Here is a 20,047-nt window from a genome sequence, read left to right on the forward strand (position 1 = left end):
TCGAGCCGCTGCGCCGCGCCATGCCGTTCACGGTGATCTGCGGCACTTCGGCGGGCGCGATCAACGCCACTTCCATCGCCAGTCACGCCGACCATTTCCAGCACGGCGCGGCGCGTCTCGTTGACGTTTGGGCGGGTTTGAGCGCCGATAAGGTCTATCGCACCGACTGGCCCGGCATCGCGGCGGCGGGCGGCCGCTGGCTCGCGGCGCTCGCGTTCGGCTGGGCCACCTTCGGGCTCGGCGCGCGCCGCACGCCGCGCACGCTGTTCGACAACGCGCCGCTCGCCCACTTTCTCGCCGCCACGCTCGACTTCCATCGCATCGAGCAGATGCTCGACGCGCGCCTGCTGCACGCGCTTTCGGTCACGGCGCTCAGCTATTCGTCGGGGCGGCATCTGACTTTCTATCAGGCGAGCGAGCCGATCCAGGCCTGGCGGCGCGCGCAGCGCACGGCGCGCATGGTCGCGCTCACGCCCGCGCATCTGCTCGCGTCGGCGGCGATTCCCTATGTGTTTCCCGCCGTGCGCCTCGAACTCGACGGCCATCACGAATATTTCGGCGACGGCTCGATCCGCCAGATCGCGCCGCTTTCGCCCGCGATCCACTTCGGCGCCGAGCGCATCGTCGTGATCGGCGCGAGCGCGCCGACGCCCGGTGCGCCCGCGCCCGAAGCGCCGGAAGTCTCGGTCGCGCGTCCCGATATCGACGTCTATCCGACGCTCGCGCAAGTCGGCCAGCAGGTGCTCGCGAGCGTGTTCCTCGATGCGCTCGGCGCGGACATCGAGCGCGTCGAGCACGTCAACCGCATGGTCCTGCAACTGCCGCACACGGTCGAGCCGGAAAGCGGCTGGCGGCATATCGAGGTGCTCGCGATCGGTCCGAGCGAGCGTATCGAGCTGATCGCGGCGCGCCATCTCCAACGGCTGCCGCTTTCGGTGCGCATGCTGCTGGGCGCGGTGGGCGGCAACCGCGCGTCGGGCGCGGCGTTTGCGAGCTATCTGCTGTTCGAGCGCGAATTCACGCAGGCGCTGATCGAACTCGGCTATCGCGACACGCTCGCCCAGCGCGAAGTGCTTTTGAGCTGGTTGAAGATGCCGACAGCGGCGCCAGCAGCAGCGCCGACCGTGGCGCCGGCAGCGCCGCCGGACCCACCGTCGGGCGTCGTCACGGCCCACCCGGAGGCGCCCCGGAACTGAAAGATCGGCGTGCTATCATGGTGTAAGGTTTTTCTGGCCGTCCAGTCAGAGCGTCGGAGCGCCGCGAGCCTTATGGCACGTGCCTCCACGCGATTTCCGATGCGATCATCGGGAGGTGGCACTGCGTCATTCTGTCGCAGTGCTGGGACGGTCCGCCGGGGCCGCCGCGTATCACGCGGGCGAGGCGGCCAGGCGGCGTGGGCATCGCGAACCGGCGGCCCCGCGGACATTTCGGCAGCCGGGTTCGAGGCACGGTGTAACTACCCAGAACCCACGACGGCGCCTTACACCCCGGCAGCGCGGATTGCCGCTCGACAGGAAACAATCTGTTTAGCCGCGGTGAGATTGCGTCCAGAGGGCCGGTTACCGCGTAAAATTAAACGCTTTTCGCCTGTGCGCCGCGTGATGGCACGCGCAGCAGGCGGCACGCTACAAGTCGTCATGCGCAGAACAGGGGCGGGACTATGAACACGATGCTTTATCCGGAACTTTACAAGTCGCTCGAATCGGTCCGATGGGACATGGAGAAGGACATTCCGTGGGACCAATTCGACGCGTCGCTCCTGACCGACGAGCAGGCCGCGACCATCAAGATGAACGCGATCACCGAGTGGTCGGCGCTGCCGGCCACGGAAATGTTCCTGCGTGACAACCATCACGACAGCGACTTTTCCGCGTTCATGAGCGTGTGGTTCTTCGAAGAACAGAAGCACTCGCTCGTGCTGATGGAATACCTGCGCCGCTTCAAGCCGGAAATGGTGCCCACGGAAGAAGAACTGCACGCTGTGCGCTTCGAATTCGATCCGGCGCCGCCGCTCGAAACGCTCATGCTGCACTTCTGCGGCGAGATCCGCCTGAATCACTGGTACCGCCGCGCCGCCGAATGGCACACGGAGCCGGTCATCAAGGCCATCTACGAAACCATTTCGCGCGACGAAGCGCGTCATGGCGGCGCGTACCTGCGCTATATGAAGAAGGCGCTCGTGAACTGCGGCGACGTCGCGCGCGCGGCGTTCGCGAAGATCGGCGTGCTGATGGCGTCGGCGCGCCGCACCGAAAAGCCGCTGCACCCGACCAACCTGCACGTGAACCAGGCGCTGTTCCCGCGCGACACGGTGCAATCGCGCCTGCCCGACCCGGAATGGCTCGAGCGCTGGCTCGACGAGCAGATCCGCTTCGACGACGGCTGGGAAAAGAAGGTCATCGAGCGCATTCTGCACAACCTGTCGATCCTGTTCGAACGCACGTTCAGCACGGCGCAGGAACTGAACCGCTACCGCAAGGAAGTGGTGCAGCGCCTGCAGGCCGAGCAGGGCACGCAGCAACCGGCCTGAGCGCCGGCGCCTTCGAGCGCGCGCCTCGCGGCGTGCCCCGAAGCGCAAAACGCATGAATCGAAAACGGCCCGGCACGCTTGCGCGTCCGGGCCGTTTTACGTTGTGAGTCCAGCGGCTAATCTCGCAGTTAGTCCCGCAGTCAGTCAACTTCTTTTCGAGTCACATCCGATGCCCGCTTCCTTCGAACGCAAGATCACGACGCGCGAGGCGCTCGCGCAGATGCGCGCCTCGCTGCCCGGTCCGGTGGTGTTCACCAACGGCGTTTTCGACATCCTCCATCGCGGTCACGTGACCTATCTCGCCGACGCCAAAGCGCTCGGCGCAACGCTGATCGTCGGCGTGAACAGCGACGCTTCGGTGAAGCGGCTCGGCAAGGGCGACGATCGTCCGATCAACAACGAAAACGACCGCATGGCGCTGCTGGCGGCGCTCGAAAGCGTGGACTGGGTGGTGCAGTTCGGCGAGCAGACGCCGATCGAGCTCATCGAGGCCGTGCGCCCCGACATCCTCGTGAAGGGCGGCGACTACGACATGGATGCGCTGCCCGAGTCGGCGCTCGTGCGCGGCTGGGGCGGCAAGGCGCTGGCGATCGCGTTCGAGCACGACCGCTCGACCACCAAGCTGTTGCAGAAGGTGCGCGCGCAATCCTGATCGATCGCCCGATGAGGTAAGCGACGCCGCGCCTGGTGTGTAACCCCTACATGATCACTGCGTGAGCGTCGACGCCTGGATGGCCGGCTCGGCCACCGGGCCGCCGACCACGGGCACGTCCACGGACTCCGACGGCTTGATCGGCCGCACCGTGAGTCCTTCCGGGTGAATCTGCCGGTTCAGATGCTGCCGTTGCAGCGAGCCCGAAGCGGGCATGGGACCGAACAGGCCGCGTATCGCCGCGAAGGCGAGCAGGTTGGCGAGAATCAGGATGGCGATCAGCCAGCGCAGCATCGTGTGAAACTCCGTCGAAATCGTGGTTCGGATGGGCGGGCGCCGTGCAATGCGGCGTCCAGCAGGGCTTGGGCTGGGCTCAGGACTGCGCGATCAGCGCGAGGCCGGCGAGCACCAGCGCGTCGTGGCGAGTATGCGGCACCTTGAGCGCCGCTGTCACTTCGGCTGCCGCGCCGCCGCTCACCACCAGCCGGACCGGCATTGTCCACGCATCTTGCAAATCCGCCCACGCGCGCTCAATGAGGCCCGCCTGCGCGAGCGCGCAGCCCGCCGAGATCGAGCGCTTCGTGTCGGTGGCGAAAAGCGGGCCGGGCTGCTCGCCTGGCGCGCGCGCGGGCGCATCGATCAGGCCGCGCGCGTGCTGCGCGTCGAGCACCGGCAGTTGCGCGGTGTGCTCGCCGAGCGCGCGCATCATCAGCGTCCAGCCGGGCGCGATCAGGCCGCCGACGAAGGTGCCGTCGGCGCGCAGCGCTTCGAGCGTGGTGGCGGTGCCGAAGGTGGCGATCAGGAGCGGTTCGCCGGGAAACGCCGCGCGCGCGCCGATCATGCCGGCCCAGCGGTCGCTGCCGAGCGCGTCGGGCGTGCTGTAGCCGTTGGTCACGCCGCATTGGTGTTCGCAGGCGCGGATCACCGTGCGCGCGAGGCCGGGCCAGCGCGCGTCGAGCGCGGCGTCGAGGCGGCGCGCGACGGCTTCGCCCGCGACGTTCGAGATCCATGCGCCGCCGGGCGCGGGCAGCGTCGCCCAATCGGCGAAATCGAGACGGGGATCTTGCGCTTCATCGTGACTCGCATGATCCGCCGCGCCCGCGTGCAGACGCGCGCCGTCGGCGGCCACGAGGGCCCATTTGATGCGGCTGTTTCCGGCGTCGATCAGCAGAAAGGGCGCGGCCGCGCGGCTCATGCGCCGCCGCCCGCGAGACGCAGCGAGACGTCGCCGGTCGTGACCGCTTCGCGTCCGCGCGCGGTATCGACGAGCAACTGGCCGCGCTCGTCCACGCCCACGGCAATGCCGCGCATCAGCTCGGCGCCTTGTTCGTAGAGCGCGATTTCGCGGCCCGCGTAGGCGTGGCACGCGTTCCAGCGCGCCTGGAACGTGGCGAAGCCGCTTTCGCCGAAGCGCGCGAGCGCGTCTTCGAGCGCGTTGAGTTCGGCGGCCAGCACGTCGGTGAGATTGGCGCCGGGCCACACGCGCGAAAGCGCCGTGGGCGCCGCGCCGGGCACGGGCGCGGCCTGCTGCGCGGCGGTGTCGGCGTTGAGCGCCTGGACTTTCGCGGCCAGCGCGTCCGCGCCGCGCACGTTGGTGCCGATGCCGATCACCACCGCCGTCGCGTCGGGCGTGCTCCACGCCGTTTCCACCAGAATCCCCACCAGCTTGTCGCCTTCGAGCAGCACGTCGTTCGGCCATTTCAGCGCGATCTGGCCGGGTGCGCTCACGGGCAGCGTGCGCAGGCCGTCGACGAGCGCCGAGCCGACCGCGAGGCTGAGCCCCGCGAGTCCTTCGATCGGGCGCGGGATCACGCAGGCGAGCGAGAACAGCAGCGCGTCGCCGGGCTGGGCGACCCAGCCGCGGCCGCGCCGACCGCGTCCGGCGGTCTGCAGATAAGCCACGCGCACGAGCGGGCGCGCGAGCGCGTTGGTGCGATGGGGCAGCGCTTTCAGGCGCGCCATCAGGTCGGCGTTGGTGGAGCCGGTTTCCTCGACGATTTCGATCGGCCAGTCGTGTGCAGCCGGGCCGAACAGCGTCACCGCGCGATCGCGGTCGATGCGCCAGTCGTCGGCGCGCGGAGCGGGGGTGGGGGGCGTCGCATTCATGGTGCGTATTGTAGTGGCTGGCCGTGGCTGTGCGGCGCGCGGGCGGCGCGGGAACGGCGCGGCCGATGGGCTGACAGAGGAGGCGGCCGACGCGATCCGTCCCTCGTGTGGTTTTATCGCCGGAATGCCCGTTTTTTATGCAAATTCACAGCCCACCCACAGGCTGCCAACAGCTTATCCACGGATTCATCCACAGGCGCGAACGATTGTGATGATGAGAATCGCGCTGACGGTCCGCGAATTCCCCATCGTGCCCACAGGGTGCCAACAGGTCATCCACAGAATTGTCCACAGCCCCGCGCGCCCTCGCACGCACCCTCGTGGCGCGATGCGAAATCGGTGCGCGCTCGCACCGCCGAAACGGGGCGCGTTCGATACAATGTTTGATCATTTCTTCCGTCCGAGCGCCCCGCCTTGACTCAAGAGACGCCGCCTGGCCTCGAAATCGCGGCCGGCAACCAGGGAAAGATCGTGCGCCTGTCCGGCCAGTGGACCGCGCTCGCGCTCGCACGCGACCGCGATCAGGGCGGCGCGGCGCAGCGGCTGCGCGCGCTGCTCGGCGAGCGCGTCGGCCAGTGGGATCTGTCGCGGATCGAACGCATGGACCACGTCGGCGGTCAGGCGCTCTGGCGCGTCTGGGGCCACAAGCTGCCCGCCGATCTGGTCGCGCTCACGCAGACGCAGCGCGACATCTTCGAGCGCATCGCGCTGCTCGATTCGGTGCGCGAGGCGCCCGAGCGCGTCGTCAAGATCGATCCGGTCACGAAGCTCGGCCTCGCGATCTTCTCGTTCTGGGATCACCTTTACGGCGGCATTTCGATGCTCGGCCGCGTGATCCTCGATCTGCTCTTTATCCTGCGCAAGCCGAAGGCCACGCCCTGGATCGAGATTTCCGCGAATGTCTACAACGCGGGCGCGCGCGCGCTGCCGATCACGGCGCTGGTGGCGTTCCTGATCGGCATCGTGCTGTCGTATCTCTCTGCGCAGCAGTTGCGGCTGTTCGGCGCGAACCAGTTCATCGTCAATATTCTCGGGCTCGCGGTGATTCGCGAACTCGGTCCCGTGCTTGCGGCCATACTGGTGGCTGGGCGCTCCGGTTCGGCCATCACCGCGCAGATCGGCGTGATGCGCGTGACCGAGGAGCTCGACGCGATGCGCGTGATGGGCATCTCGCACGGCCTGCGGCTGATCCTGCCGCGCGTGGTCGCGCTGGGCGTGGCCATGCCGCTGCTGGTGATCTGGACCGACATCATCGCGCTGCTCGGCGGCGCGCTCGCGGCCAAGGCGGTGCTGGGCATCGACGTGTCGTATTTCGTGCGTTCGCTGCCGGGCGTGGTGCCGATCGCGAACCTCTGGATCGGGCTCGGCAAGGGCGTGGCGTTCGGCATGCTGGTGGGCATCGTCGGCTGCCACTTCGGCTTTCGCATCAAGGCGAATTCGCAGAGTCTCGGCGAGGGCACGACGACGTCGGTCGTGTCGTCGATCACCATCGTGATCCTCGCCGACGCCGTGTTCGCCATCCTGTTCCAGAACGTGGGGCTGTCATGAACACGTTGACCACGACCGGCACGCTGGGCACGCCGCTCAAGGAAGCCGTCGAGGACCTGCCGCTGCCGGCGATCGGCGAGCCGATCATCGAGGTGCGCAACCTCACGAAGCGCTACGGGCGCAACATCGTCCATCAGCATCTGAATCTGGATATCCGGCGCGGCGAGATCGTCACGATCGTGGGCGGCTCGGGTTCGGGCAAGACCACGCTGGTGCGGCAGATTCTCGGGCTCGAACGGCCCACGTCGGGCACCATCAAGATGTTCGGCGAAGACATTACGACGACCGATCCCGAGCGCGCGCGCCTGATGCGCACGCGCACCGGCATGCTGTTCCAGCACGGCGCGCTGTTCTCGTCGCTGTCGGTGTACGACAACATCGCGCAGCCGGTGCGCGAACTCGGCAAGGTGCCGGCCGACCTGCTGCGCGACATCGTCATGCTCAAGCTGGAGATGGTCGGGCTGCCGTGCAAGCACGCTTCGAAGATGCCGGCCGCGCTCTCGGGCGGCATGGTCAAGCGCGTCGGGCTCGCGCGCGCGATCGTGCTGGAGCCCGAACTGCTGATACTCGACGAACCGACGGCGGGGCTCGACCCGCGCTCGTCGGACGAAGTGGTGGAACTGATCAGCACGCTGCACCGCGCGCTGGGCCTGACCGTCGTGCTGATCACGCACGATCTGGACGCGATGGTCGCGCTCTCGACGCGCGTGGCCGTGATCGCGGAGCGCAAGGTGCTGGTGGCCGCGCCCGTGGAAGAGGCGGCCGGCGTGGACGATCCGTTCATCCGCGAATATTTTCTGGGCATGCGCGGACGGCGCGCGCTGCAGGCGCTGCCGCCCGAGCGCCGCGCGAAGCTGCCGCCGGCGGCGCTGCTGCCCGCATCCGTGGGCGTGAAGCCGTGCTGACGCGCGGGCGTGTCACGAGGCGCAAGGTCGCCAACAAGGGAATCTGACGATGGAAAACAAACCGCATGCGTTCTGGGCCGGCCTCTTCACGATCGGCCTGCTGGCGGCCATCGCGCTGGCGGTCTTCTTCTTCAGCGCCAATCATTCGGTGCGCGTGCCGTACGACCTGATCTCGCGCAGCAGCGTCACGGGCCTGTACCCGGACGCGGCCGTGCGCTATCGCGGTCTCGACGTGGGCAAGGTGCAGTCGATCCGCTTCGACGCGGCGCATCCGGGCCAGATCCGCATCCGTGTGCTGGTCGACCAGAAGGCGCCGATGACGCGCTCGACCTTCGGCACGCTCGCGCTCCAGGGCGTGACCGGCATCGCCTTCGTGCAGCTCGACGACAACGGCCTCGACCAGTCGCCGCTCGCGTCGTCGGAGAAGAATGTGGCGGAGATTCCGCTGCGGCCCGGCCTGCTCGACCAGCTTCAGCGGCGCGGCGACGTGCTGCTGCGCAAGCTCGACAGCATCGCCACCGACGTCGACCAGATGCTCAGCGAGGAAAACCGCAAGCAGGTGATGGCGACGGTGGTCTCGCTCCAGCAGGCCGCCGACAGCGTGAACACGCTCGCGCAGCAGTTGCAGCCGACCGCGAAGCAGTTGCCGGGCGCGGTCGCCGACCTGCAGAAAACCTTGCAGTCGACCAATCAGCTCATCACCAGCGTGAACCGCCCGGACGGCCCGTTCCAGACCAATCTGAACAAGGCCGGCACGGCGGCGGCGCAGGCGGGGCAGGCGCTCGCCTCGATGGACATGTCGATCCAGGAACTCTCGGCGCGCGTGGGCTACGACACGCTGCCCCGCGTCGATTCGCTGACCGACGACGTGCGCTCGGCGATGCGCTCGGTGGACCGCGCGGCGGGCACCTTCAGCAGCAGCCCGCGCAGCGTGCTGTTCGGCGGCGCGCCGCAACCCGCGCCGGGGCCGGGCGAGCCGGGCTTCGCCTGGCCGGGCACGGGCGCGAAGTAAGTCCGCGGCGAGGCGGCACGACGCAGCGGCACGCGTTCTGGCCCCTCGCAAAAATCGCTATGCTGCTGCGCGCGCCGCGAACTGCTGCGCCGCAACCGAGTCGGAGTCCATTCGACCTGGGCGGCGCCTGTCAGAACGGCGCCGCATAACCGCAAGAACCGGAAGGAACCGCAATGTCACGCCAAGCCACCCCGTCACGCTCGCTCCTGCGGCTTTGCTGCGCCGCGCTCGCGGCGCTCGCCATCGGCACGCTGGCGGCGTGCGCCGGCAATCCGGCCGCGCTCTCGGACATCCGCTACGACCTCGGGCCGCAGGAAGCGCCGCCCGCGGCGCCCACGCTGCCGCCGCTCAAGGTGCTCGAAGTGAGCGCGCCGGCCACGCTCGATCACGACGGCATCGTCTATCGCATCGGCGGCGACTCGCAGCGCTCGGCGCGCTACGCCGACAGCCGCTGGACGATGTCGCCCGCGCGCCTGCTCACGCAGCGTTTGCGCACCTCGCTCGCCACGCGCGTGACGGTGCTCTCGGGCGCCGACGCCGTGCAGGCGCCGATGCTCAAGGTCGAACTCACCGAGTTCGAACAGGTCTTCGACACCCAGTCGGAAAGCTCGGGCGTGCTGGCTGCGCGCGCGACGCTGATGCAGGGCGGCAAGGTGATCGCGCAGCGTTCGTTCCTTGCGCGCGCGCCCGCGAGCACGCCGGATGCGGCGGGCGGGGCGGCGGCGCTGCGCACGGCGAGCGACGACTTCGCGAGCCAGATCGGCGCATGGCTGAGCGTGCAGGCATTCGCCGGCACGCCTTGAGGAACGCGGCGGGCGGCGCGCGCGGCGCGCGGCACGCGGCTCCAGTGGGACCGGTTGGATGAGCGGCAAAGCGGGTAAGGGCGGCAAGGACGACGAGAGCGGCATCGGCGAATCCGGCGGCGGCGAGGCCCGCGCGCGGGAGGCGTCCGCTGCGTCTGCGCAATCCGGCTCGCTCGATCCTGCGCGCGATGTCGCCGTCGATTCGCGCGGCGGTTCCGCCAACAGTTCCCCCAACAGTTCATCCCGCAGTTCACCCATCAGTTCCCCCGATCCCACGCGCGAGAACCTGCCGCGCCAGGCCTCCACGCTCTCGCGCCAGGCGCTGGCGCTCTACACGGCGCTGATCGTCTACGGCTCGTGGTATCCGTTCTCGGGCTGGCGCTCGCTCGGCCTCGGTCCGTTCGACTTTCTCAACGATCCGTTTCCGCGCTACTGGACCGTCTTCGACGTCGTCACCAACGTGCTCGGCTACATGCCGTTCGGCGCGCTCGCGGTGCTGGCGGTCTGGCCGCGCTGCCGCGCGCTGGCGGCCGTCGCGCTCGCGACGCTGGGCGGCACGCTGCTCTCCAGCGCGATGGAAGCGGTGCAGACCTATCTGCCGACGCGCGTCGCATCCAATCTCGATCTCGCCACCAATGCGCTCGGTGCGCTGCTGGGCGCAGCGCTCGCGGCGCCGCTCACGGGCGCGCTGCTCGAACGCGGCTTTCTGCGGCGGCTGCGTTTTCGCTGGTTCGAGCGCGATGCCGGCGCGCTGATGGTGCTCGCGGCGCTCTGGCCGTTCGCGACGATGTTTCCCGCGCCGCGCCTGTTCGGCATGGGCGACTGGCCGCGCGCGATCTGGCAGCGCTTCGACGTCTCGATGCAGGACGCCGTGCTCGCCTGGACGCCCGCCGCCTGGCATCTGCGCGCGCTGCCCGACGCGCTCGCCGCGCGCCTGCCCGACAGCAGTTGGGAGGCGCTCGTCACGACGCTGAACCTGTTCGGCGCGGCGGCCTTCGCCTCGCTGCCGATGCGCCAGCGCGCGCCGCGCGCGCGGCTGATCGTTGTGCTGCTGGCGGCGACGCTGGTGGTGAAGGCGGGCGCGACCTTCCTGCAATCGCAAAGCGGGCTGATCTTCAACTGGGCGACGCCGGGCGCGCTCGGCGGCCTGGTGTGGGGCACGCTCGCGGCCTTTCTCGCGCTGCGCCTGCCGCGCGCCGCGCGCGCGGCGGCGGCGAGCGCGGCGCTGGCCGTGGCGCTCGTGCTGGTCAACGTGCTGCCCGTGAATCCCTATTTCGACGTGGTGCTCGCCGACTGGCGTCAGGGCCGCTATCTGCATTTCAACGGCCTCGCGCACTGGCTCGCGTGGAGCTGGCCGTGGGCCGCGCTCGGCTGGAGCGCGTTCTCGCTGGAGCGCGCGTGGCTCGCGCGGCGCTCGCTATAATCGACCGCACATTCCAGAACCGCCTTCAGCGATCCGATCAGGCACGCCGCGCGCGCATCGTCACCGGTTTCCGGTTCCGATCCTCCGGCAAGCGCCGCCCCCACTTTCACCGCCTTCACCGGTATTCAGCCATGACCGATTCCTTCTACAAACACCATGTGTTCTTCTGCCTGAACCAGCGCGAGCCCGGCGCCGAGCGTCCGAGCTGCGCGAACTGCAACGCGCAGGCGATGCAGGAATACGCGAAGAAACGCGTGAAGCAACTGGGCCTCGCGGGTCCGGGGCAAGTGCGTGTCAACAAGGCCGGCTGTCTCGACCGCTGCGAGGAAGGCCCGGTCGTCGTCGTGTACCCGGAAGGCACCTGGTACACCTATGTCGACGAAACCGACATCGAGGAAATCGTCGTGTCGCATCTGCAGAACGGCCAGGTGGTCGAGCGTCTGCTGATCGACCGTCCGTGATGCACGCCGGGATAAAAACGACTGTAAAAACGACAGCAAGGACCGTAGCCCGATGAACGCCCAGACGCAGAAATTCCATATCGACGGCCCGATCGGCCAGATCGAATGCGCGCGCGACACGCCCGACGCCGGCACGCCCGTGCGCGGTATCGCGCTCGTCGCGCATCCGCATCCGCTCTTTGGCGGCACGATGGACAACAAGGTCGCGCAGACGCTCGCGCGCACGCTCGTGCAACTCGGCTACACGACGTACCGCTCGAACTTTCGCGGCGTCGGCGGCACGGCGGGCACGCACGACAACGGCATCGGCGAGCAGGACGATCTGCTCGAACTGATCCGCTACATGCGCGCGCAGCCGGGTCAGGCCGATGTGCCGCTCGTGCTCGCGGGCTTTTCGTTCGGCACCTTCGTGCTCTCGCACGTCGCGAAGCGCTATCTGGAAGCGGGCGGCGAGATCGAGCGCATGGTGTTCGTCGGCACGGCGGCGAGCCGCTGGGAAGTCGCGCCGGTGCGCGAGGACACGCTCGTGATTCACGGCGAACTCGACGACACCGTGCCGATTCTGTCGGTGTACGAATGGGCGCGGCCGCAGGAACTGCCCGTTGTGGTGATTCCGGGGGCGGAACACTTCCTGCATCGCAAGCTGCATATTCTCAAGCGCATCATCGTCGAGGCCTGGCGCTGAGCGCTGCGTTTGCCGATCTGATTCACCCGCGCACGTTTTTAGGGTCCACATCGTTCGCACGCAATGGCTGTAAGCCGTGCGTCGGACGATCGTGAGAAAACATCGCGCGGCGCCGCAAAAAATGCGCGCGAAGCGTTAAAAATGCACGACAGGTGCGCGCAAACGTGTGCCCACTTCGAAAAACGCCTGCACGCGACGCGTATAATGGGCGCTCTTTTTGCGGCCGCCGCGCCCGCCTGAAACCTCATCAGGCGTGTGAGCGAGGCGGCGCAATCCGCCTCACCCGACCGTGCGCCGCATGGCGCGCCACGTTCATCCCGACCCCAATCCCGTCCGACCTGAACCCATGCGTTTTCTCTCCAACGGCCAGCAGTCCTCCTTCGTTTCTCCCTCCATCGTCCGTAAAGTCACGCTCGGCGCGCTCGTGCCGGCCTCGCTGCTCGCGAGCGCCAGCGCCTTCGCGCAAGTGCCGCCGCCGGCCGTGAACGCGCGCTCGTGGGTGCTCGTCGACGCCACCGCGAATCAGGTGCTCGCCTCGGGCAACGCCGACGAGCGCGTCGAACCGGCCTCGCTCACGAAGCTGATGACCGCGTACCTCACGTTCGAGGCGCTGCAATCGAAGAAGATTTCGATGGAGCAGATCGTCACGCCGAGCGAAGCCGTGCGTCGCGTGAAGACCGACGAATCGCGCATGTTCATCGAAGCGAACAAGCCGGTCTCGGTGCACGACCTCGTGTACGGCATGATCATCCAGTCGGGCAACGACGCGGCTATCGCGCTCGCCGAACTGGTCGGCGGCAGCGAAGCGAACTTCGTGAACATGATGAATGCCGAAGCGCAGAAGCTCGGCATGGCGCACACGCATTTCGCCGACGTCAACGGCATGCCCGACCCGAATCACTACACGACGGCCGGCGACCTCGCCACGCTGTCGGCGCGCCTGATTCGCGACTATCCCGAGTACTACAGCATCTTCTCGGTCAAGGAATTCAAGTACAACAACATCAAGCAGCCGAACCGCAACCGCCTGCTGTGGATCGACCCGACGGTCGACGGTCTGAAGACCGGCCACACGCAAGCTGCGGGCTACTGCCTGATCGCGTCGGCCAAGCGTCCGATGGCGGGCGGCGGCGATCGCCGTCTGGTCTCCGTGATGATGGGCGAGCAGAAAGAGCACGACCGGGTGCAGGACAGCCTGAAGATGCTCAACTACGGCTATAGCGCCTACGACACCACGCGCATCTACGGCGCGAACCAGGCCGTGGCTACGCCGCGCGTCTACAAGGGCGCGGCGGACGCCGTGAAGGTCGGCGTGAAGAAGGATCAGTTCGTCACGCTGCCGAAGGGCGCGGCCGACAAGGCCAAGCCGCAGATCGACATCACCAGCCCGCTGATCGCGCCGCTCGCGGACGGCCAGCAAGTCGGCACGGCGAAGTTCGTCGGCGCGGACGGCAAGGTGCTCGCGCAATTCCCGCTGGTCGCGCTCGAAGCGGTGCCGCAAGCCGGTATCGTCGGCCGCGTGTGGGATTCGCTCATGCTGATGTTCAACAAGAAGAAGTAAATGGCCGGGCCGACCTCGACTTCCGCGCCGCAAGACGGCGCGCTTGACCCGCACGACGAGCACGATGCCTTCGATGAGCACGATGTCGATGATGAGCACGATACCGGTGACGAGCACGAAGGCGAGCCCGTCGTCTGGCTGAACGGCGAGTTCACGCCGATCAGCCTGGCGCGCGTGCCGGTGCTCGACCGCGGCTTCATTTTCGGCGACGGCATCTACGAAGTGGTGCCGGTCTATGCGCTCGAAGTCGAGGGCGTCGAAAGCCACGATGACGATGACGACGAAGGCGCAGCGCCGCTGGTGCACGTGCCGTTCCGGCTCACGCAGCATCTCGCGCGGCTCGCGCGTTCGCTGGAGAAGGTCGGCATCGCCAATCCGTTCAGCGACAGCGGCTGGCGTGCGCTGATCGCGCGCGTGCTCGACGCCAACGTGCAGGCCGGCGCGCTCGCGCCCGATGCGCACGCGAACGTCTACGTGCAGGTCACGCGCGGCGTCGCGAAGCGCGCGCACGCGTTTCCGGCGGCGAGCGTGCCGCCCACGGTGCTCGTGATGGTGAACCCGCTCGTCATGGCGGGCGAGTCGCAGCGCGCGACCGGCGTGGGCTGCGTCACCGCCGAAGACCGCCGCTGGCTGCATTGCGACATCAAGTCGACATCGCTGCTCGGCAACGTGCTGATGGCGCAGCATGCCGCCGAACACGGCGTGTTCGAAACCATCCAGCTACGCGACGGTTGGGTGACCGAAGCATCGTCGTCGAATGTGTGGATCGCGAAGGATGGCGCGCTGTATGCGCCGCCGCGCAGCCACAAGATTCTCGAAGGCATCCGCTACGGGCTCGTCGAGGAACTGGCGCAGGAATGCGGGCTGCGTTTCGAGGCGCGCGAGATCGACGAGGCCGCGCTGCGCGCCGCCGACGAGGTGCTCTTGACCTCGGCGACCAAGGAAGTGCTGCCGGTCGTGACGATCGACGGCCAGGCCGTGGGCGACGGCAAGCCGGGGCCCGTCTATGCGGCGATTTACGCGGCGTACCAGCGTGCGAAGGCGCGCGCGGCGCGTGAGGTTTATGAGGCGGAATCGCTGGCGCAATCGCACGCCGAAGCCGCCGCCTCGCTACAGGAAGTGGACAAATGAGTGCATCGCAAACGAACGGCGCGGCCAGCGCCGAAGAAAAGACCTCGCTGATCGAGTTTCCGTGCGACTTCCCCATCAAGGTAATGGGCAAGACGCATCCCGAGTTTCAGGACACGATCATCGCCGTGCTGCGCGAATTCGACGGCGGTTTCGATACCGCGACCATCGAAACGCGCCCGTCGAGCGGCGGCAACTACACTGGCCTCACGGTGACGGTGCGCGCGACGAGCCAGCCGCATCTCGACGATATCTATCGCGCGCTGACCGGGCATCCGATGGTGAAGATCGTGCTGTAAGGGCGCGCTCCCGCCACTCGGGATCGACATGAAGCAAGGGCCGCTTTCGAGCGGCCCTTGTTGCGTTTACCGGCGGTTCAGGGCGCCTCGCCCGTGGTCGCGCGCATCGCGGCGGCGGCCGCCGTGATGACGGGACCGGCCTCGCAGGCGTCTTCGTAGAGCCGGCGAAAGCGCGCCACCTCGTCGAACACCCAGTTGCGGAACGCGGTCACGCGCTCGGTTTGCAGGCGCTGCGGCTGGCAGATGAAGTAGTAGCGCCACGGGCTCGGGCCGTCGATGTCCTTGAAGAGGCGCACGAGGCGTCCGCGCGTGATTTCGTGCATCGCGAGCGAGCGGCGCACGAGCGCGATGCCCTGGCCGTCCATCGCCGCCTGCAGCAGATTCGACGAATCCTGATAGAGCACGCCGCGCTTGGGCTCGGGCAGATCCTGCAGGCCGGCGGCGTCGAACCACGGGCGCCAGAGTTCGTCGTCGGAGCGCAGCAGCGGCAGCTTCGTCATCTCGCGCGGGTCTTCGGGCAGCTTGCCGCCGTTGAAGTCGGGCGCGCAGGCGGGAAAGAAGATCTCGTCGAGCAGCAGTTCGGTGTGCAGGCCCGGATAGTGGCCGAAGCCGAAGCGGATCGCCACGTCCACGTCGTCGCGCGCGAAATCGATCAGCGAGTTGGTGGATTGCAGCTCGACGTCCCACTGCGGATGCGCCTCGATGAAGCGGCCGATGCGCGGCGTGACCCAGCGCGCCGCGAACGACGACAGCATCGACACGACCAGCCGCCGCTCGCGGTCGCCCGCGCGGATTTCCTCGGTGGCGCGCGCCAACTGGTTGAGCGCGTCGCGCACCTGGGTGGCGTAGCGGCGGCCCGTGTCGGTCACGCGCACGCGCTTGCCGTCGCGCGCGAACAACGCTACGCCGAGTTCCGCTTCCAGCGCGCGGATCTGATGGCTGACCGCGCCGTGCGTGACGAACAGCTCGTCGGCGGCGCGCGAAAAACTCTCGTGACGGGCGGCCGCCTCGAAGGACTTGAGGGCATTGAGGGCCGGAAGCGTGCGCAGGTCCATCGTAATTTTTCTCACATAGCCGTGAAAAATGATCGTTTTGCTCGATCCCTTGCAGTGTCTAGGATTGTAGCCATTGGAGCAGGTCATTCGGAGTCGAAAATGAGAGAAATTTCTTCGGATATCACCTTCGAGGTGGAAGCGCATCAAGTCGCTTCGGTGCGGGTTTCGCGCAGCACGCGTCTGACGGTGCATTGCGGCGCGGTCTGGCTCACGCGCAGCGACGACACGGCCGATTACTGGCTCGAACCGGGCCAGACGGTGCGGCTGCGGCGCGGAGAGCGGCTGTGGATCGGCGCGGAGAAGGGCGCGCCCGCGTGGGTGGCGTTCGCGACGCCCCAGCGCGTGAGCGAGCGCGCGCTCGACTGGGCCGCGCGCACGGCGGCGCGCCTCGGCGTGCATACGGGCGACGGCTGGCGCACGGTTTGATGCACCGTGCATAGGTGTGCGGAAATGCGCCTGGATCGTGCTGAAATCGCGCGAAAAACACGCTGAAACCGCGAAATCGGGCGATTCTGGCGCGATCCCTGTGCGATCCCTGCGCGATCCCGACGAGGCACCGCTGCGCGCAGGCTGATCCCGGCCATGCCGCAGCGTCCTCGGCGCGCTTGTCCCGAATTGGGTAAACTTCGGGAATCATGTGTGCCACCCCGGTTTCACCCCTGTCCATGTCATCCGACCCCGCGCGCTCCGCGATTCCCACGATCGCCGAGGCGGCGTCCAGCAACGCATCCGGCGCATCCAGCGCACCGGTTTCCGCCGCGGTTTCAGTCCGATTCGCCGCGCCCGTCTTGCGCTGGCGCGGCACTGAAGCGTACCAGGCGAGCTTCGACGCCATGCGCGCGTTCACCGAACAGCGCGACGCCGATACGCCCGACGAAATCTGGCTCGTCGAGCATCCGCCCGTTTTCACGCTCGGCCAGGCCGGCAAGCCCGAACATCTGCTCGTCGCCAACAGCGGCATTCCGCTCGTGCAGATCGACCGCGGCGGCCAGATCACCTATCACGGGCCGGGCCAGATCGTGGCCTATTTGCTGCTCGATCTGCGACGCCGGAAACTGATGGTGCGCGAGCTCGTCACGCTCATCGAGCAGGCCGTGATCGACACGCTGGCGGCGTATAATCTCGCGAGCGAGCGCAAGGCCGGCGCGCCCGGTATTTACGTGCCGGAACACGCGCAAGGCGCGGCCGCGACGCACCGTGGCGCGAAGGTCGCGGCGCTCGGTCTGAAGATCCGCAACGGCTGCTCCTATCACGGCGTCAGCCTGAATGTGTCGATGGATCTGAGCCCCTTCCTCGCGATCAATCCGTGCGGCTACGCGGGCCTCGAAACCGTCGACATGGCGTCGCTCGGCGTCGCGGCGGACTGGCGCGAGGTGGCCGCCACGCTGGCGGCGCAGCTCGAGACGCAACTCGCTGCGCACGCGGCAACTCTTCCGGTGGCCGAAGCGGCCGCCACAGACCCGGCGGCCGAAGCGGCTGCAGTGGACCCGGCTGCTCAGGCGGCCTCAGGCGGGCAACCGCCGCAACCGCAGGCTGGCGCTGTTCCGGCGGCCTGACTGGATCGAACGAATGACTGATGTAACCGCGAACCCCGCCGCGAATTCGGTGCCGAACCCGGCCACGAGCCCGGTCCCCGCCGACGTCCCCTACGACGCCACCGCGAAACAGAAGGCGCAGGCCAAGACCGCGCGCATTCCGATCAAGGTCATCCCCATCGAGAAGCTCAAGAAGCCCGACTGGATCCGCGTGAAAGCGGCCACGGGCACCTCGCGCTTCTACGAGATCAAGAACATCCTGCGCGAGCACAACCTGCATACGGTGTGCGAGGAAGCGAGCTGCCCGAACATCGGCGAATGCTTCGGCAAGGGCACCGCGACGTTCATGATCATGGGCGACAAGTGCACGCGCCGCTGCCCGTTCTGCGACGTCGGCCACGGCCGTCCCGATCCGCTCGACCCGGACGAACCGGCGAACCTCGCGCGCACCATCGGCGCGCTCAAGCTCAAGTACGTCGTGATCACGAGCGTCGACCGCGACGATCTGCGTGACGGCGGCGCGGGCCATTTCGTCGAATGTATCCGCCAGGTGCGCGAGCATTCGCCGGAAACGCGCATCGAGATTCTCACGCCCGACTTCCGCGGCCGTCTGGACCGCGCGCTGGGCATCCTCAACGCCGCGCCGCCCGACGTGATGAACCACAACCTCGAAACGGTGCCGCGTCTGTACAAGGAAGCGCGCCCGGGTTCGGACTACGCGCACTCGCTGAAGCTCCTCAAGGACTTCAAGGCGCTGCACCCGGAAGTCGCGACCAAGTCGGGCCTGATGGTCGGTCTGGGCGAAACCGAGGAAGAGATTCTTCAGGTCATGCGCGACCTGCGCGCGCACGACGTGGACATGCTCACGATCGGCCAGTATCTGCAGCCTTCGGAGCACCATCTGCCGGTGCGTTCGTACGTGCATCCGGACACCTTCAAGATGTACGAGGAAGAGGCGTACAAGATGGGCTTCACGCACGCGGCCGTCGGCGCGATGGTGCGTTCGAGCTATCACGCCGATCTGCAGGCGCACGGCGCGGGCGTGGTCTAAGCCGCATCGTTTCGCTGCATCGCTTCGAAAAAAGCCCGCTGAAAAGCGGGCTTTTTCGTTGGCGCGCGGCATACGCCGGAACACGCAAAGCAATGCTCCAGCAGCGTCATTAGCTATCGCGGATAAATTAGAACCGGACGCCGCGAGACTCCCTATAGTCGGAACCGTCCATTCAACCTCAGTGGTTCCGCCGGAGTCTTTCGATGAGTCATCGCGCCCGTCAACGTGTCCTTTCCTCGCAACGTCCGCGCGGGCTCGCCGCCGCGCTGGCGGCCACGGCGCTGTTCGCCGCGTTCGGCGCGCCGCGCGCGCAGGCCGAGACGCGCGAAGTCGTGATCGCGTATCAGGACATGGTGGTGCCCTGGCGTTACGCGCAGGCGACCGGCGAAGTCGAAAAGGCCACCGGCTACAAGGTCACCTTCCGCAAGCTCGCGAGCGGCGCCGATGTGATCCGCGCGCTCGCCTCGGGTTCGGTGCAGCTCGGCGAAGCGGGGTCGAGCCCGATCGCGGCAGGGCTCTCGCAGGGCGTGAATCTCTCGCTGTTCTGGATTCTCGACAACATCAACGACGCCGAGGCGCTGGTCGCGCGCGACGGCTCGGGCGTGACGAGCATCGCAGGGCTCAAGGGCAAGACGATCGGCGTGCCGTTCGTGTCGACCTCGCACTTTCACGCGCTGGTGGCGTTGCAGAACGCGGGCGTGAATCCTGCCGACGTGAAGATCGTCAACCTGCGTCCGCCTGAAGTGGCGGCGGCCTGGCAGCGCGGCAACATCGACGCGACCTATATCTGGGACCCGGTGCTCGCGCAGGTGAAGAAGAACGGCAAGGTGCTGATCACGTCGGGGCAGGTGGCGAAGGCGACGGGCAAGGCGACCTTCGACGGCTTCGTGGTCGATCGCGGTTTCGCGAAGGATAACGGCGACTTCGTGGCGAAGTTCGTGCAGGTGCTGGCCGCCGCCGACGCCGATTACGGCGCGCATCGCACCGCGTGGAACGCCGCCTCGCCGCAGGTGCAGGCGGTGGCGAAGGAGTCGGGCGCGAACCCGGACGAAGTGCCCGCGAGCCTTGCGCTCTACGCGTTCCCCACGCCGGCCGAGCAGGCGTCGAAGACCTGGCTGGGCGGCGGCGCGCAGTCGGGCGCGGCGCAATCGCTGCTCGCGACCGCGACCTTCCTCAAGCAGCAGGGCACGATCCAGAACGTGCTGCCCGATTACTCGGTCGGCATCGATCCGCGTTACGTGCAGCGCGCCGCGGCGCACTGAGATCGGCATTCGTCACCGCACGCACGCGAAG

At 67.8% G+C, this 20,047-nt stretch carries 21 protein-coding genes; 17 read left to right on the forward strand and 4 right to left on the reverse strand.

Going from position 1 to position 20,047, the window contains the following annotated elements; translation table 11 throughout:
• From LDO54_RS11260 to rfaE2, 3 genes are all read left to right on the forward strand, one after another.
• Positions 1 to 1,196: patatin-like phospholipase family protein (locus LDO54_RS11260; protein ID WP_436975553.1), on the forward strand; the 1,196-nt coding region annotated here is incomplete at its 5' end.
• Between the two features lie 464 nt (positions 1,197 to 1,660).
• Entirely contained in the window at positions 1,661 to 2,530 is an 870-nt protein-coding gene (locus tag LDO54_RS11265) for a ferritin-like domain-containing protein (RefSeq protein ID WP_224010254.1), read from the forward strand.
• 169 nt (positions 2,531 to 2,699) lie between these two features.
• Positions 2,700 to 3,182: a D-glycero-beta-D-manno-heptose 1-phosphate adenylyltransferase gene (gene rfaE2, locus LDO54_RS11270; RefSeq protein ID WP_205997738.1), complete on the forward strand. Its 483-nt coding sequence runs from the start codon at positions 2,700 to 2,702 to the stop codon at positions 3,180 to 3,182.
• A 54-nt stretch (positions 3,183 to 3,236) separates the two neighbouring features.
• Here rfaE2 and LDO54_RS11275 read toward each other — a convergent pair whose 3' ends face one another.
• The 3 genes from LDO54_RS11275 to LDO54_RS11285 all read right to left on the reverse strand — a co-directional run bounded on the left by LDO54_RS11275 (position 3,237) and on the right by LDO54_RS11285 (position 5,288).
• Positions 3,237 to 3,476, reverse strand: a complete 240-nt coding sequence (locus LDO54_RS11275; protein ID WP_224010255.1) for a hypothetical protein — start codon at positions 3,474 to 3,476, stop codon at positions 3,237 to 3,239.
• Between the two features lie 79 nt (positions 3,477 to 3,555).
• Positions 3,556 to 4,377, reverse strand: a complete 822-nt coding sequence (locus tag LDO54_RS11280; RefSeq protein ID WP_224010256.1) for a type III pantothenate kinase — start codon at positions 4,375 to 4,377, stop codon at positions 3,556 to 3,558.
• Positions 4,374 to 5,288: a biotin--[acetyl-CoA-carboxylase] ligase gene (locus LDO54_RS11285; RefSeq protein ID WP_224010258.1), complete on the reverse strand. Its 915-nt coding sequence runs from the start codon at positions 5,286 to 5,288 to the stop codon at positions 4,374 to 4,376. Before LDO54_RS11285 ends, LDO54_RS11280 begins: the two co-directional genes overlap by 4 nt.
• A 414-nt stretch (positions 5,289 to 5,702) precedes the next feature.
• Between LDO54_RS11285 and LDO54_RS11290 the strand changes: the two genes are divergently transcribed.
• The 10 genes from LDO54_RS11290 to LDO54_RS11335 all read left to right on the forward strand — a co-directional run bounded on the left by LDO54_RS11290 (position 5,703) and on the right by LDO54_RS11335 (position 15,113).
• Positions 5,703 to 6,836, forward strand: a complete 1,134-nt coding sequence (locus tag LDO54_RS11290) for an MlaE family ABC transporter permease (protein ID WP_224010261.1) — start codon at positions 5,703 to 5,705, stop codon at positions 6,834 to 6,836.
• A gap of 23 nt (positions 6,837 to 6,859) precedes the next feature.
• Positions 6,860 to 7,741 (forward strand): ABC transporter ATP-binding protein, encoded by an 882-nt coding sequence (locus tag LDO54_RS11295; RefSeq protein ID WP_224010478.1) that lies wholly within the window; start codon positions 6,860 to 6,862, stop codon positions 7,739 to 7,741.
• Positions 7,742 to 7,790: 49 nt separating this feature from the next.
• Positions 7,791 to 8,753 (forward strand): MlaD family protein, encoded by a 963-nt coding sequence (locus tag LDO54_RS11300; RefSeq protein ID WP_224010263.1) that lies wholly within the window; start codon positions 7,791 to 7,793, stop codon positions 8,751 to 8,753.
• 173 nt (positions 8,754 to 8,926) lie between these two features.
• Positions 8,927 to 9,556 (forward strand): ABC-type transport auxiliary lipoprotein family protein, encoded by a 630-nt coding sequence (locus LDO54_RS11305; protein ID WP_224010265.1) that lies wholly within the window; start codon positions 8,927 to 8,929, stop codon positions 9,554 to 9,556.
• A gap of 58 nt (positions 9,557 to 9,614) precedes the next feature.
• Positions 9,615 to 10,979, forward strand: coding sequence for a VanZ family protein (locus LDO54_RS11310; RefSeq protein WP_224010267.1), 1,365 nt, complete (start codon positions 9,615 to 9,617; stop codon positions 10,977 to 10,979).
• A 131-nt stretch (positions 10,980 to 11,110) separates the two neighbouring features.
• Positions 11,111 to 11,440: a (2Fe-2S) ferredoxin domain-containing protein gene (locus LDO54_RS11315; RefSeq protein WP_224010269.1), complete on the forward strand. Its 330-nt coding sequence runs from the start codon at positions 11,111 to 11,113 to the stop codon at positions 11,438 to 11,440.
• Positions 11,441 to 11,492: 52 nt separating this feature from the next.
• Positions 11,493 to 12,125, forward strand: coding sequence for an alpha/beta hydrolase (locus LDO54_RS11320; protein ID WP_224010271.1), 633 nt, complete (start codon positions 11,493 to 11,495; stop codon positions 12,123 to 12,125).
• Positions 12,126 to 12,471: 346 nt separating this feature from the next.
• Positions 12,472 to 13,686, forward strand: coding sequence for a D-alanyl-D-alanine carboxypeptidase family protein (locus LDO54_RS11325; protein ID WP_224010273.1), 1,215 nt, complete (start codon positions 12,472 to 12,474; stop codon positions 13,684 to 13,686).
• Positions 13,687 to 14,817: a D-amino acid aminotransferase gene (locus LDO54_RS11330; RefSeq protein ID WP_224010275.1), complete on the forward strand. Its 1,131-nt coding sequence runs from the start codon at positions 13,687 to 13,689 to the stop codon at positions 14,815 to 14,817.
• Positions 14,814 to 15,113: a DUF493 family protein gene (locus LDO54_RS11335; RefSeq protein ID WP_224010277.1), complete on the forward strand. Its 300-nt coding sequence runs from the start codon at positions 14,814 to 14,816 to the stop codon at positions 15,111 to 15,113. Before LDO54_RS11330 ends, LDO54_RS11335 begins: the two co-directional genes overlap by 4 nt.
• A 77-nt stretch (positions 15,114 to 15,190) precedes the next feature.
• On the opposite strand, the gene LDO54_RS11340 is transcribed toward LDO54_RS11335, so the two are convergent.
• On the reverse strand, positions 15,191 to 16,168 hold the full coding sequence (locus LDO54_RS11340) for a transcriptional regulator GcvA (RefSeq protein ID WP_224010279.1): 978 nt from the start codon (positions 16,166 to 16,168) through the stop codon (positions 15,191 to 15,193).
• A gap of 99 nt (positions 16,169 to 16,267) precedes the next feature.
• Between LDO54_RS11340 and LDO54_RS11345 the strand changes: the two genes are divergently transcribed.
• The 4 genes from LDO54_RS11345 (at position 16,268) to tauA (ending at position 20,016) form a co-directional block, all read left to right on the forward strand.
• Positions 16,268 to 16,594, forward strand: a complete 327-nt coding sequence (locus LDO54_RS11345; RefSeq protein WP_224010281.1) for a DUF2917 domain-containing protein — start codon at positions 16,268 to 16,270, stop codon at positions 16,592 to 16,594.
• A gap of 239 nt (positions 16,595 to 16,833) precedes the next feature.
• A complete protein-coding gene (gene lipB / locus LDO54_RS11350) occupies positions 16,834 to 17,724 on the forward strand; it encodes a lipoyl(octanoyl) transferase LipB (protein ID WP_224010283.1) in 891 nt (296 codons plus the stop codon).
• Positions 17,725 to 17,737: 13 nt separating this feature from the next.
• Positions 17,738 to 18,754, forward strand: coding sequence for a lipoyl synthase (lipA, locus tag LDO54_RS11355; RefSeq protein ID WP_224010285.1), 1,017 nt, complete (start codon positions 17,738 to 17,740; stop codon positions 18,752 to 18,754).
• Between the two features lie 203 nt (positions 18,755 to 18,957).
• Positions 18,958 to 20,016: a taurine ABC transporter substrate-binding protein gene (tauA, locus tag LDO54_RS11360; RefSeq protein WP_224010287.1), complete on the forward strand. Its 1,059-nt coding sequence runs from the start codon at positions 18,958 to 18,960 to the stop codon at positions 20,014 to 20,016.
• The last annotated feature ends 31 nt before the right edge of the window (positions 20,017 to 20,047 follow it).

Source organism: Paraburkholderia tropica (assembly GCF_914484835.1).
Taxonomy (GTDB): domain Bacteria; phylum Pseudomonadota; class Gammaproteobacteria; order Burkholderiales; family Burkholderiaceae; genus Paraburkholderia; species Paraburkholderia tropica_A.